Annotated in this window: 9 protein-coding genes; 6 read left to right on the plus strand and 3 right to left on the minus strand. The window is 57.2% G+C overall.

All coding sequences use genetic code 11. The annotated features are described in order from the left end of the window. The first annotated feature begins 87 nt into the window (after nt 1-87). The 3 genes from HY298_06190 to HY298_06200 all read left to right on the plus strand — a co-directional run bounded on the left by HY298_06190 (nt 88) and on the right by HY298_06200 (nt 4,955). Nucleotides 88-2,034, plus strand: a complete 1,947-nt coding sequence (locus tag HY298_06190) for a hypothetical protein (protein MBI3849866.1) — start codon at nt 88-90, stop codon at nt 2,032-2,034. Between the two features lie 329 nt (nt 2,035-2,363). Continuing rightward, nucleotides 2,364-3,653 carry a hypothetical protein gene (locus HY298_06195; protein ID MBI3849867.1) on the plus strand — a complete coding sequence of 430 codons (1,290 nt, stop codon included), beginning with the start codon at nt 2,364-2,366 and terminating at the stop codon, nt 3,651-3,653. A gap of 180 nt (nt 3,654-3,833) precedes the next feature. Next, complete coding sequence (locus HY298_06200; GenBank protein MBI3849868.1) at nt 3,834-4,955, plus strand: HupE/UreJ family protein; 1,122 nt, start codon at nt 3,834-3,836, stop codon at nt 4,953-4,955. A 760-nt stretch (nt 4,956-5,715) separates the two neighbouring features. Here HY298_06200 and HY298_06205 read toward each other — a convergent pair. Next, the gene (locus tag HY298_06205) at nt 5,716-9,216 is read right to left on the minus strand and encodes a TonB-dependent receptor (GenBank protein ID MBI3849869.1); all 3,501 of its coding nucleotides are present in this window, start codon (nt 9,214-9,216) and stop codon (nt 5,716-5,718) included. Between the two features lie 174 nt (nt 9,217-9,390). Next, on the minus strand, nt 9,391-10,521 hold the full coding sequence (locus HY298_06210) for an Lrp/AsnC family transcriptional regulator (protein MBI3849870.1): 1,131 nt from the start codon (nt 10,519-10,521) through the stop codon (nt 9,391-9,393). A 117-nt stretch (nt 10,522-10,638) separates the two neighbouring features. Between HY298_06210 and HY298_06215 the strand changes: the two genes are divergently transcribed. The 3 genes from HY298_06215 (at nt 10,639) to HY298_06225 (ending at nt 13,101) form a co-directional block, all read left to right on the plus strand. Next, on the plus strand, nt 10,639-11,361 hold the full coding sequence (locus HY298_06215; protein ID MBI3849871.1) for a glucosamine-6-phosphate deaminase: 723 nt from the start codon (nt 10,639-10,641) through the stop codon (nt 11,359-11,361). A 162-nt stretch (nt 11,362-11,523) separates the two neighbouring features. Next, a complete protein-coding gene (locus HY298_06220) occupies nt 11,524-12,675 on the plus strand; it encodes an aminotransferase class V-fold PLP-dependent enzyme (protein MBI3849872.1) in 1,152 nt (383 codons plus the stop codon). A 123-nt stretch (nt 12,676-12,798) separates the two neighbouring features. Next, nucleotides 12,799-13,101, plus strand: a complete 303-nt coding sequence (locus tag HY298_06225; GenBank protein ID MBI3849873.1) for a DUF971 domain-containing protein — start codon at nt 12,799-12,801, stop codon at nt 13,099-13,101. Nucleotides 13,102-13,169: 68 nt separating this feature from the next. Here the strand turns inward: HY298_06225 and HY298_06230 are convergent, their stop codons facing one another. Further along, nucleotides 13,170-14,078 (minus strand): hypothetical protein, encoded by a 909-nt coding sequence (locus HY298_06230; GenBank protein ID MBI3849874.1) that lies wholly within the window; start codon nt 14,076-14,078, stop codon nt 13,170-13,172. Nucleotides 14,079-14,111 lie beyond the last annotated feature (33 nt).

Genomic DNA, 14,111 nt, shown 5'->3' on the forward strand with positions numbered 1-14,111 from the left:
CGCTCGCCTTCGCTCCGCCTCACCCCGGAGGGGTGGAGGCGGAGAGAAGAAAGACAATTTACAGAAAGACTTTTACACCGACTCGCGATGAGCACTCGTGCAGCTACATTCACCGTCACTACCACGGCTGCTGGTGGCGCAGGAAGCCTCTCAAACGCCATTATCCAAGCAAACGCCCCAGGTACGCACACAATCGCGTTCAATATTCTTCCCACGGGCGCGACAGTGCATTATCTTGTGCCACCTTTGGACGGCTTTCCGCTGATCACGAATGACAACGTCACGATTGACGGCACCACCCAGACGGGGTGGGTGAAGAACACGGCGGCGATCACCAATTGCAACAATGCAGCTATCAAGATTGCGCTGGATGCCCGCCCTCCTAACGCCAATTTTCGCGACATGGCCTATGTTTACTACGGCACCGTGGACGTGCCCCCCTCAAATCCGGTGATCGACAATACCGCGATGTATGGTGATGGCGGAGACGCTGGCGGCACAGGTCGCGAGCGGGGCGGATATGATCCCGCTTCGGGACCTCCCACGTACGCCACTGGGGAGAAGGCGATCCTTGGCATTTATCGTGCGACAAATGTCACGGTCAAGGGCATCGCGTTTCTTTCCGACGCCGGCGACGGTTATGGTCTTGCCATAGCTCAAGATTTCGGGGGCAACACAGCCATTCTCGACCGCCTTGCGTATGACGATGGCACTTGCCGCGGGTTTCATCTGGCCGGCTGCGTGTTTGGTATTGATCCCGGCACCGGTGCGGATGCGCTGAGTCAGAATGCCGTCGCGATGTTTCGCCATCGTGACCGCAATGGTCTGTCCGCAGCGGCGCGGCGCCCACTTTCAATTGACGCGACTCCCGACAATGACACTGTTCCCAATGGCGAAAACTTCGTCATTGGCGTCGCACCGGGATCTGCGGATCCAAGGGCCGAATTCAACGTGTTCAAATGCACCGAACTGGCAATCGCTGCCGAGGGCATTCACACCCGTCTTTCCGGTAACCAATTCCACAACCCGCCGGAATTCGGCCGGTCCAGCGATGACTCGGATAATCCCAGCATTCTCTACGGCACCGATGGCGACGGCGTGAATGATGCCGATGAGGGCAACCTTTTCGACAATACCGTGTTGTTGATCTCACAGTATAACACGCGCGACAAGTTGTTTGTCTTTGCCGGTAACACGTTTGGTGTCACCTGTGCTGGAGTAAGAACTGCTAGTTTAAATAATGCCGTTGACGAATTTGCTTTTAGCCAGCTAACCAGAGTTCGTTTTGGCTCGGACTTCAACGGCGTTAGCGATGCCTTGGAGGGGAACAAGGTTTACGACACCCTCATGTTCTCTTTCTCTAGTAGCACCACCGAAAGCAATCGTGCATGGATTTCGATGCGCGGCAATACGCTGGTGAACAACAGCGTTAGGCCTCCGCTAGGTGACGGTTCTGTTGCGTTCGAAGGCGAGAACGTCTATACCAACTTCATGAATGTCCCCGTTATCCCGGTGATCACCGCGCTTACGACCACGTCGTTGAGTGGCAGTTGTGGGACTCCAGTCGGTGCTCCTTACACGGCTTTGATTGTGGATCTTTATGAGTCGGATCCGGAGGGTGGTGCAGCCGGGTTTCCGCAGGGGAAGACCTATCGAGGCAGCTTCGTGGATAACGGGCTGCTTGATTCCAACCCGGCGGTCGGAGCATTCACCTTCAACATAACCGGCGCGGGTATCTTGACGGGCACCACGAATACACTTACGGTCACGTATGCAAAAGGGGTGACAATCACTTCCGTCAGTCACGATCCCCTTCTCTGTACCACGACGCTCAACTACCCGCTTGGAAATTACACCGTTGAGTCGGCAACCAGTGTGCTTGGTCCGTGGACAACCGCCGGTGCGGCGACTGGCAGTAGCACGACCATCATTGCACAATGCGGCGACACGGTGTTCTACCGCCTTGTCTCGACTTCTGGTTCGGGTGGTGGGCAAACTTCACCGTTCGCAGACTCTGTAGTAGCTGCGCCCTGAGCGGCCTTCAGACTACCAGCTTTCACCATTTCACGGCCCGCCGAAAGGCGGGCCTTCTCTATTTGGTGTAATGATTCTTTGATTTCGCTCGGTTGATGTGCTCCATTATTTGTAATCTTGCTACGGGTGCATTGTCCTCGGTATCATCAGTCGTAAATTGAAAAAATGATTTTGTTCAAATGAGTCTTCTTCTTCGTTTTGCCCCCGGCTTGGCTGGCCGTCGCGCTTGTCAGTACTGCTCGTGTGGTGTTGATTAATTGGCCGTAGGATGTACAAGCATGCGACACTTTTACTTTCCAAACACACATGAAAGAAACCTGCAGACACTTATGAAAAAACATTTGCTCACAAAATCATTCGCTTGCCTACTAATGTTGTCAGCCCTGTTGCTGGTGCCGGGAGTCACTCTCGCCCAAGATTGGAGGTTGATCGGGATCACGGGGCAGCAGAATGATCCCACCACAAATGGATTGGGTGATTTCGTGTATCCGGACCGCACCCTCTTTCAGATCAACCCTGCCAACGCGGCAATTATCAAACTGTTCCAACCGACGTTTGTTGATCAGGGCCATGTAATTGGCTTTTGCCCGACGAACGGGCTGGTCTATCATGCGGCCGGTGCCGAGGCATTTACAGACAACCCGTCTAACGTGGGCCAGAACCAAGGGCAACCGGACAGCGTGGGGAGCGGTTATCAGGACAGTCAGTACTTGGAAACCATTGATCTGGCCACCCGCACGTTGAGTGCGGTTTACAACGCTGACCCGTGTCCGAATCCGGATCCGACGCTGCCTTGTTTTGGATTGTCCGCACCCCGTCCCAGTTGGGTCCTGCCGGTGATCCGCCGCGATTCCACGCAGACCGCTTCGTCTTACCGACTTCCACCCGCGGGATTGGGAACGAACGAATACCGCGAAGTGCGTGGCATGGCCTGGTCAACCAACGAGAATCTTTTTTACATCGCCGATCAGTACGGCATCTTCAAGTTGACGCCGAGCGGTGACTGCACATTTCTTTCGCGCCCTGCATTTCAGGTAGATGGCAGCACCACTGTGAGCAAAGCGATCGCTTTCGTCACCGTGACCAATGTGACGAAGTTGTGGGTCGGACATCAAAAGGGGTCTGGAGCAAATGGGTACGTAATGGAAATCGACACGGAGACTGGCGCATGGATCAGTGAACTCGCTTTGAGTTATCCCCCGGGCGGCGGAGAGCCGGTGGATCAATTTGGCGGCCTCCTCGGCCTTGCCCAGCATCCGGTGACGGGAGTCATTTACGGAATTCGAAAGACAGACTTTAACAACTTTTACTTTGCGCGCGAGCTTGTAACTATCAATCCCCAGACAGGTGCCACGACGCTGGTTGGCAACCTGGGCATGCATTTTACGAGCTTGGCGTTTGTCCTATCACAGCCACTCCAGATTCAATCAGTCACTCGTGACGGAAATGACCTATCACTTACTTGGTCAGGTAGCTTGCCTCCGTACGAGGTGCAGAGTCGTGCCAGCCTGAGCACCGGCTCCTGGTCCACGGTTGTCACCAACCTCGTCCAGACATCCGTGACGATCACCAATGGAGCAAGTGGTACGACGGGTTTCTTCCGGGTGTCTGGACAGTAAATAATTTGATACACATCTAGGCCCGCTGAAAGGCGGGCCTTTCTTGTTCAACGCAGCAATTCCTTGAGTCGTGAGGTTCCATGAGCCAAAGGTTTGTATACCGGACGACAAACGACCAACAGGTCGAGGCGGCAATTTTTCTTTTCACAGTCACCGGATACCTTCATAAACATCGCACACGTGAATGTCATCCGGCAGCCCAGACAGATTTGGATTTGCCTGGCGGCATTTTTGTTGGCGTCGCACTCCGTGTTGGCGCACGATGCTGGACTGAGTTCGGCAGATTTGCGATTCGAGACGAATCGTTTGAATGCTGTCGTCACTCTCTCCCTCATCGATCTGACACGCGCGCTTGCCGACTTGGAGACGCGCGCACCGCTTGACGCCAACCACGACGGGAAGATCACCGAGGAGGAAATGGCCGCCGGCTTGGAACGCGTCAGAACCTGGGCCGCCGAGGTGTTGAAGGTCAAGTTCGATGGGCAACTGGTCACTCCCGACAAACCACAACTCGTGATTGACGGAACGAACAATTGTCATATCCAACTGAGCTTTTATGCAACACGGCCGGGCCATTTGGCTGTGGAAGCCCGCTTGTTCAACCATCTGCCGGCCCGCCATCAACAGTTCCTGACGGTCGTGGACCTGAACGGACAAGCACTGGGAAAAAAAATGCTGACTCCCCAGTCTGCCAGTTGCGAGTTTGACCTCACTGCATCGCAGGATACCGACAAACCACAACTTGCGTCATTCAGCGGATTTCTTCTGTTGGGGATGGAACATATTTTGACGGGTTACGATCATCTGCTGTTTCTGCTGGCGTTGTTGCTGGTGTGTCGTGGGTTTAATTCGGCGATTCAAATCATCACCTGTTTTACCATTGCTCATTCGATTACGCTGGCGGCGGCGACGTTCAATGTGGTGCAGATGTCCAGCCGGGTGGTCGAGCCGATGATCGCCGCCTCCATCGTTTACGTCGGTGTGGAAAACCTCGCGCGGCCGGAAGGGCCAAAAGGGCGCTGGTTGCTCACGTTTGCTTTTGGACTGGTTCACGGCCTTGGCTTTGCGAGTGTATTGCGCGACCTGGGCATCGCCGCGGGGAAAACCGGTGTGGCGGCGCCGCTGGTGGCATTCAATGTGGGCGTGGAGTTGGGGCAAATCGCGGTGGCAGCCGTGCTGTTGCCGCTGATCTGGAAGTTGCGTGACCGGCCCGTGTTTCTCAAGCGTGGTGTGCCGGTGTGTTCGGCGCTGGTAGCGTTGGCAGGCAGTTACTGGTTCGTCCAACGCATCTGGTTTTTGTAGCTTTGAGTTGTAGAATCCTGCCTCAAAGCTGAAGGTCGCTTTGCCGAATTCAACTCCATTAAGAAGTTCGCAACATTGAAGATGGTTTTCTGCGTGGTGATGGTGGGTTTGTTTGCCATCGCCTGTAAGAAACCAAAGCCCGCAGTAAAGATTGACCCGCGTTGGCCGGAAGCTGTCAACCATGTCTTGCGGCAACAAACCGGCATTCTTGAGCCAAGCCTTCCAGACCAACGACCTGCTCCTCATCCATCACCAGATGTATTGCATCGGCACGTTCGTGCATGGGTCGTCGCGCAAGCTCGAAGGACAAAAGGGAACGAGTGGACCCCGTCTTCGTCGAGTTATACTGTCTGCCAGAATTGACTTCCGAATTGCCCCTCACCCGTTCCCTCTCCCCATCCGATGGGGAGAGGGTGGTCGAAGACCGGGTGAGGGGTCTGTGTATTTCTATGCGGAAATGAATTCTGGCAACCGTTCTAAAACAGGTTGTTGAGGAGATTGACAATTCGGCTGTCCGCCGCCATCAGAAAGACGCCACAGATGCCAACCTTGAGCATTCTGGACTCTGCTGAAACCGTTGGAGGCGGAATGCAAACCCGCCATTGCGAATAAATGACGGCCCTTCACCAAGCCGGTAAATCTCCGCTGCGTCAGCTTAAACGATTTCTCGAGGCCCGCAAGCCAATTACTTTTCAGCATGACGCAAAACACCAGCACCCACGCGCGCATCGCGCGCGACGCCACAATGGCCCGGGCCGCGTCAAAACTGGAAGCGGAATTGCGCGGTAAACGTCGCGTCGCGTGGGGTTTCCTGATGCAGGTTGAGGGGACTGAGGCGGTAGTTCCGGCCGGTGAGATTCAGCCCGCCGACCACGATTTCAGCCCGCCTTCTGGGAAAGCGGTAGCCGGCGAGCAAATCCCACTGCCAGTAGTCGGCGTCCGCTCTTGGCGTTGGATAACCGCCGTTCTCCTGCCGGGTCCAGACGCCGCGCAGTTGCGAGAACCAACCACACGGATGCTGGTAGATGACGCCGAGATTGAGCGTGTGCAGTGTGCCCCGCAAGGCCTGGCGCGCCGGGAAAGAACCCGCCGCGGCGATGGCGTCCGAGACCGACGTGTAGTTGTCATCCAATTCCGCGCGGCTCAGGCGGTAAATGGCGGCCAGTGCCCACTCCCGCCCTAACAACTGATGCGTCGAAATCGAGACGGACTTCTCGCGGAACTCCAGCCGCTCGGGCAGCGTGCCGATGAAGGGGCCGTTGAAATCCACCAATTCAAACGCCCCCTGCTTGCGCTTGACGGTTGATTCCAAAATTTCGCCCACAACGGCCACGTAGGTGCGCGTGGGAAATTTTTGTTCGAGCGAGACGCCGTAACTCGTGAACGTCGCCCCCGCATTGGCTCCGGCAACCGATTCTGGAATCAAACTCCGAAACGCCTGATTGAACCCGGCCACTTGTGTGGGCTCCAGTTGGAAGCTCTGATCGAAACTCGCCCCGCTCACGGATTGCGAAAACGCCGCCCGGAGGGTCGTGTCTTTGAGCGGCGTCCAGATTGCGCCCGCCTTGGGCAGCAGGTGATAATGCGTTTCGGTTTTCGTTGAGAGCGGGGCGAAACGGTAGTCCTCCGGAAATACCAGACGGTCGTAACTCAACCCGCCAATCAACCGCAGTGAATCCACCACCTGCCACTGTTCGTAGGCGTAGATGTTCCAGCGCTGGAACCGCGCGGACCCGTTTTGGTCGGAAATCACCTGATCTTGAAACAGATAAAGGTAGTTGAGGTCCACCAGTTCCTGTCGGCTGCGGTTGTCGAAACCGCCGTCCTGGAAACGCGTCCCCATCACCATCGTCTGCCGCGGCGTCTGCCAGATTTGTTGGGCCTCCATCGAATAAATCTCCAGCTCGCTCCGGTAACGCTGGCTGGCATCCAGCGGCAGGATTTCGAGCAGCGTCCGGTTGGGATCCTCGACCAGGTAAATCGTGTGCTGCAACGGGTTCGTCACCGCGTAGGTGTCGATCAACCGGCTGCCCAGCACCAGCGTATGCACGCCCGGACTCCATTCGTGATGATAACCGGCCACGAGAATCGGCTCCTGCCGCTCGTCGAAACGGAACGGATCCTGGGCCGCGCCTGCCTGGTCGTAATACTGCGCCGAGTTTCCACCGCTGGAATAGGCAAGGCTGGCTTGAATATACACGCTGTCCTTGGGGGCAAGTTGCTGCTTCAAGCGCACGTCGTAGGTCGTTTCCTCAAAATCGCTGTTCGGCCGGTAACCGTGTTCGGAGCGGTAAAATTCTTCGACGGCGAAGCTGCTGTTGCCAAACGTTCCGTACTGCGCCGCACCCTGCCGCCAGTCGCCGTGGCTGAAATACTCCGTGCTCGAACTCAATCCCAAGCCTTCGCGCTCGAACAGCTTCGAGTACTCCTGCTGCGAGACCTGTTGCGAAAGAGTGCTGGCGCCGACCGGGGCCAGCAGCGTGGCCAGCAGGTACTCGCTCACGTAGGGCGTTTCGTAGCGCAGATTTACCCGCTGCGGATCGCGCAGTTCGTTGAAGCTGTTGGCGAGGAACAGGTGCGCGGAATAGTTTGCGTAATCGGAGTTCACGGCCTTGACCGCTTCGCGCGCGCTCACATCGGTCATGCCGGCGTCGCGGTAAATATTGGCGAGGTTCGCGCTGCGCACCGCGCGGTCCTGGTCGAGCAAAAGCCGCGAGCGATAAACGCTGCGGTGGTCGTTCAACTCCTGTGATTTTTCCAAATCGCTCACCGCTTCGTTAATCTGGTTGCGCTGCTGGTTGAGGAGCGCGGAGTAGAGCCAGGAGGTCGGGTCGTTCGGGTCGAGCCGCCGGGCCAGCCCCAGTTCCTTTACAGCGCGCGGATTGTCGCCGGCGTCGCCGAACGCTTTACCGAGGTAACTGCGCAACATCGAGCGTTGCGGTTCGAGGGCGGCGGCGGTGAGCAGGTCGTCAAGCCCTTCATGGCGCCGGCCCTTGTGGATCTGGCACAAGCCGCGACCGAGCCAGGCATTGCCCAGCGCGGGGTCAATCCCGATGGCCTGATCGAAAAGCTGGATGGCTTCGGGAATTCTGTTTTGCGCGCTGAGGGTAAAACCTTTCAGGGCGAGGGCTTGGGCATTTCGCGGCGAGAGGCGCAAGGCGTTTTCCAAAGCCGCTTGTGCCCCGCCGGTATTGCCAAAACCGAACTCCAGTTCCGCGAGCCGCGCCCAGCCCAGCCCAAAAGCCGGCGACTTCGCCACGGCGGCTTGAGCGGCCTGCCGCGCCTCCGCCAGTTTGGAGCGCGATTGGAGGTGGTACGATTCCGCCATCCATTCGGTGGCGAGGACAGGTGGCGCGGCGCGGGTCCAAGTCTGGTATTTCACGGCGGCGATTAATTCGCGGAGCGCGTCGGCCAGCGGCAACCTGGCCGGCAAGCTTTGCAATATCACCTCGGCTCCCGGAACATCACCCACGGCCAGCACCACGGCCGCTCGATAAATCTTCTCGGCATCCGATGCGGGCGCACGATTTTCGGGATAGAGACTCAAGGCTGGCAGCAAGTCACCGCCGCGATAAGCCGCCAGCGAGTCTGCAAGGATTCTTTGTTCATCTGCGCTCAAATTCAATTCATCGACGTCCAGCACACCCGGATAATAAAGACACCATTGGATGATGTTGATCGCATTGAGGACGGCCGTCTTGGTCGGCGGCTGGCCTGCTTCGACCACACCTTGTTCGCCGGAAACCAAAGCCAATTCTCCCAGTTCATTGCGCAACGCGATTTCTCCGTCGATGAGCGTCACGACGGAGCGGCCGTCGTCGGCCACGTCGAGCTGAAATTCCGTGCCCCGAATGGCCCCGGAAGCCAGCGGCGTGCGAAACTCGAGTTCAGTCGGTTTTTCGCGGCTGAACAGGTACGCCGCACCGGATTTGAGATCGAGGACAGGCTGATTTTCAACGCGGGCCGGGGACTGAATTTGCAGCGTGGTCAACTCATTCACGCGCAGGACCGTGAGATTGGACAGGCGAACGGTGGCGCGACTGCGGGCTCCCGTGCGCAAACGGTCACCGACGCGCAGCACTTGATTGGTGTGACCCGCCGTCCAGTCGGTGCCGCCGACGCGGGAAACCTCGACCTTGCCTTCCACCGTCAACAGGAGCGACTGGATTGGAAGTGGTGTCACCGGAGTTTGAGCGGGCAGGGTGTCAACCAGAAGGAAGGTGAAAAGCCAGACCCCTAAATGTGCGATTAAGCGATTCACACGTTGTGAGCGTTTAATCTGGTCATGGGTATGCGGTCATTGAGTTGAGGCCTGTATATCAAAACTGGGGGCCCGTGACAAGCGATTCATTCGGCGCCGATGCGCGCGCAGAATCTCAATTGCTTGGTCTGTTGGCCAGCAACCGTATCATTCAAGGCTCGACTGCCCTGACGATCAATCCTTCATTTTGTCCGCGTCAAGTCCCACGCTTCTGCACCAGGCGCGATAAGCCAACGGCGAAATTTCCGAGGGCTTGATTTCGCTGCGACCGCCCCAGAAAACGTTGGTGTAGCTGACCGGCAGGCCCACGCTCTTCAAGTGCTCGTCAATCGCCGCCTTGTGCTGGAGCACGACGGCCTTGTCAGTCCCGTGCGCCACGCCCATGATGTTGACGTTGCGGAATTCCGGTCCGCCTTCGCGCCAATAGGCGTGCGTCATGATGTGATGGCGCCCCACTTCGCGCCCGGCCTCGATCTCGCGCCCCGGCGGCACCGCCCAATGAAACAGCGCGTTGAACCGCGTCACCCGCTCGCCGTCGGCCAGCGGCTTCACATGTTCGAGAAACGTGGAGAAACGGCCGATGATTTTGCGCCGGTTCATCGCCTCCGCCACTTCCAAAAAAGTATCCAATGGCACTCCGGCTTCGTCGGCGCGCGACTGCCAGAGATTTTCGTTGAGTTCCTCCGGCTCAAACTCGCGCTTGAGCGCGATGAGGATTATCCATTCCAGTTCATTCAAAGTCACCACCTGCACGTCCATCACTTCCGCCAGCACGTCCGCCTTGCTGCCCGGGATCATCCCACGCCGCCGGATATGGCCGACGCCCAGCGCGAACAGCCGCTTGGCCGGCAGCAACACAAACCGCTCCGCGCCGGTCTGCCGGCACAAGAATTCGCAATGCCTGGTCAGCGAGAATCCTTGCGGCACTTTCAGTGTGGTCCAGAGCTTGTAATTCGAGCCGGGCGTGGCGGCATCAGTCGAGCGCGTGACCACGTGCCCGGAAAAGGGGTCCTGTTGGAACATGTAATCGAAAGCGGAATCCAGTTTTTCCTGGGGCACCTGCCAGGCCACCAGCGCGCCCTGCGCCAGATTGGTCGCCAACAACGTCTGCCGCACCCGGCGGATCGTTCCCGCCCGCAACATCGCCTGAATCCGTTCCATGACCACGGGCAGTTCCACGCCGCATTGGCGGGAGATTTCCTGGAGCGGCGCGCGCTGAAAACCTTGAATCTTGTCCTCCGAAATCGCAAGGATACGGGCGTTGACCGGGTCACTGATTTCAACTGGCACGGTGACTGAATTCATGGCGTTCTTAATTTAACACAAATAACAACGGATCAATTCTGTTGGACAGAAACCCACTTGCCAATCTTTTTCAGGGCGCTGAAGACATTCTCGCGACGCGCGCTCCATCCGAATGACATGAACATTTCGATTCACGAGAAAACCGACGAAGCCAATATCGCTGCGGCAGATTGCCTGGCGGCGTGGCTGACACTTCCGACCACGCGCAACGTGATGGTCGCCGGCGGCAACTCGCCTTTGGAAGTCTATCGCCTGGTCGCTGAACGCAAGATGAAGCTGTCGCATCTGAATATCTTTCTCCTCGATGAATACGTCGGCGTGCCGTTGGCCGAGCCACGCAACTGCGCCAATCTCCTGCGCCGCTCCGTCGCGGAAGCGTGGGGGATTCCAGCATCGCAATTCTTCACCATAAGTTCGGCCGCAACCGACGCGCTCGAAAGCGTGCGCCAGCACGAACAACGGATCAAGAAACTCGGCGGCCTCGATGTGATCGTGCTTGGCCTCGGCCAGAACGGTCATCTCGGCTTCAACGAACCGGGCAGCACGGAAGATTCCACAGCGCGACTTGTCCACTTGGATGCGACCTCGATCGCGGCCAACTGCAAATGGTTCGGCGGTGATTACGCGCCGTCCCTTGGGGTCACCGTCGGTTTGAAAACCATTCTTGCGACACGGCATATCCTCATCATGGCTTACGGTGCCAACAAAGTGGCTGCCGTCAAAGCCATGATTGAAGAACCTCGAAGCGCCCAATGCCCGGCTTCGTTTCTACAAAATCATCTGGATGTGCGCGTGTTGCTGGATCGCGCTGCCGCGGCAAGGTTGTCGGGGAAATCGTAGGCCAGAGTTCTGCCGATGTGGAAATCGGCGATACGACCGGTTTGGTAACCCTCGCCCTCGGCGCAACTGAGACGATTTACTGGGTTGGTTATCGCAAAGCCGGCTACTCAGGAAGTTACGTTGTGATTTGCACCCGCTTTTGATTCGCTTAATCTAACGCCCGTGACATTGACCGATCTGTTCGCCAATGAAGAACTGCGCCAGCGTGAATTCCCCGTGACGCGCGAGAAAATCTTCCTCGCGCACGCGGGTGTTTGTCCATTGCCCCGGCGCGTCGCGGAAGCCATCTCCGATTACGCGCGCCGGACGACGACCGGGGATCAGGAGCAACTGGTTTATCCGGCGGTGGTCAACAAGAGTCGCGAATTGGCCGCGCGTCTGCTCAACGCCCAGCCTGCAGAAATTGCTTTCGTTGGCCCGACCTCGCTGGCGTTGAGTTTGATCGCCAGCGGTCTCCCTTTTCGGAAGGGCGATAACATCCTCATCTATTTCGACGACTACCCGTCGAATGTTTATCCGTGGATGGCGCTGGCGGAAAGAGGAGTGCAAGTGCGCATGCTCAACACGCGCGAGCTGGGCGGCATCCGGCTGGCGGATGTGCGCGAGCAGGTGGATGAACAGACGCGGATGGTCGCCTTGGCGTCGTGTCATTTCATCAGTGGCTATCGGATCGACTACCAGGCGATTGGTCAGTTTCTGCGCGAACGAAACATTCTTTTTTGTCTGGATGCGATCCAGACATTGGGCGCATTTCCGACGACGGTGGAGCACGTTGATTTCCTGGCTGCCGATGCGCACAAGTGGTTGCTGGGACCCTGCGCTGCTGGAATCATGTATGTGCGGCGATCGCTTCAGGAACGATTGAATCCGCCCATTTATGGTTGGAACAATGTGCGTTGTCCGAATTACGTGGCGCAGGAACAGATTGTTTTCCGAAGCGGCTCGCAACGGTTCGAAGCCGGCACCTATAATCTGCTCGGTCTCGTGGGTCTGCATGCCGCGCTGGAACTGATTTTGGAAATCGGGTTGGAGAACATCAGCCGCGAGTTGCTGCGCAAGCGCACCTGGCTCGTACCCGCGTTGCAGGCGAAAGGGTATGAAGTGTTGCACGCCAGCACGGCCAGCGAGACCACGAGCGGCATTGTCAGTTTCCACCGGGCCGGCGCTGACCTGCCGGCCTTGCACCAAAGGTTGCTGGCTGCCAACATCGTGACTTCGTTGCGCACCGACCGTGCGGGGCAACGCTACATTCGGCTTTCACCGCATTTCTACAACACCGACGCGGAGCTTCAGCGTGTGTTGGAAATATTGTGAGCCGCAAAGTATTCTTTGAAAGCTTCATCCTTTGACTCCCCGGATGACAAGTGGGGAGGGGAGTTTGGTCCAATTGCAATGAATGGGTGGACGGGGCGAATCACGGCGGGTTATCTTTTGAACGTGCGACCGAAGGACATTCAACAAGTTGGCGAAGAGCTGGCGATCAAATGGGAGGATGGCAGCGAAAGTTTTGTGGGGCTGGAAAGACTGCGCCGCCATTGTCCGTGCGCCGGGTGCAAAGGGGAGGTGGACATCATGGGCAATCTTTACAAGAACCCGGACCAGCCGTTGCCCGCGAGCGCATTTCAATTGAAGCGAATAGCCAAGGTCGGCAGTTACGCCATCCAACCGTTCTGGGGCGACGGCCACGCCACGGGGATCTATTCCTTCGATTATTTGCGCAAGGTCGCGGACGCCAAATGATGGGCGCAACTGGCACCAAAAAACCACCGCCCATCAAGGGGCGGTGGTTCAGAGATGCTGAATCCTGACTATTCGGGGGATGGCGCGTTGAGCCGAGTGATCTTGTAGAGAATTTTGTCCGAGCCGGAAACACCCCTCAAGGTTGTAGTGGCCCTGGGGTCTGGCTTTTTCACGTTGATCGCCCCGGTAAACTCGCGGACCACGAAGTTGGTGATGACGATGTTCGTGGTGACGAAGTTCGTTACCAGAATGTTCGTATCCATGACGTTGGTTTCCACAGTATAAATCACAAACGACGATTGAATCGAAATCTGGCCGTTGGCGGACAAGAGCGCCTGACCTGTGAAGTTGTGGTTCGTGGGGCCGCCGCCGGCACCCGTGCCAACCACGTCGTAGGCATTCGGGACGGGATCGTCCGTCAGCGTCAAACTGAAGAACTCGTTGAAGAGAACTCCGTTAACACCGTTCGTTTTTCCTTTACCAAAGTAAGTGCCGGAGATGTCGGGCAGAAAAATCGCCGGGACACCCTTCAGGAAAACAACACTGCCGTCCTTGATCGTGGCGCGCATTGACATCTTGCCAGGATTTACGGTGGCCACGAAGCTGACGGGGTCGGCAATATCGGTATTGGTGCCGTTGGAGGTTGCGCGCTCGGTGTAAAAGCCGACAACCTGGCCGGAACGATCGAAACCCCAGGCGCCGGAAATGGCGGCCGCTCCATAAGAATTCTCTTTGGGAGCAAGCACAAGCGCATTCACGCCATGTGGGACGGGGCCGAAAATCTCGTGGCCTGAAACCGAGAAATCGTCGCCGAAGGTAATGTACGCCGTGCCTTGTCTGGCATGGCCCATCCTAAAATCCCACATCCCCACCGGGGAATTCTGGGCTTGCGCGGTGATCTCAAGACCGCTGAGCAGCAAGGCAAAAACCAAACCCGCGGCGATCCGGTTCTTCCGGCTGAATATATTCGTTTTCATGGAAATTAATTCCTATTGGCTTGAACGTTTGCC

Source organism: Verrucomicrobiota bacterium (assembly GCA_016200005.1).
GTDB lineage: Bacteria > Verrucomicrobiota > Verrucomicrobiia > Limisphaerales > PALSA-1396 > PALSA-1396.

Bases quoted from the DNA above. Each gene is read 5' to 3' on its own strand.
- HY298_06190 (MBI3849866.1), top strand. From the start codon at position 88: ATGAGCACTCGTGCAGCTACATTCACCGTCACTACCACGGCTGCTGGT.
- HY298_06215 (MBI3849871.1), top strand. From the start codon at position 10,639: ATGAACATTTCGATTCACGAGAAAACCGACGAAGCCAATATCGCTGCG.
- HY298_06195 (MBI3849867.1), top strand. From the start codon at position 2,364: ATGAAAAAACATTTGCTCACAAAATCATTCGCTTGCCTACTAATGTTG.
- HY298_06230 (MBI3849874.1), bottom strand. From the start codon at position 14,078: ATGAAAACGAATATATTCAGCCGGAAGAACCGGATCGCCGCGGGTTTG.
- HY298_06210 (MBI3849870.1), bottom strand. From the start codon at position 10,521: ATGAATTCAGTCACCGTGCCAGTTGAAATCAGTGACCCGGTCAACGCC.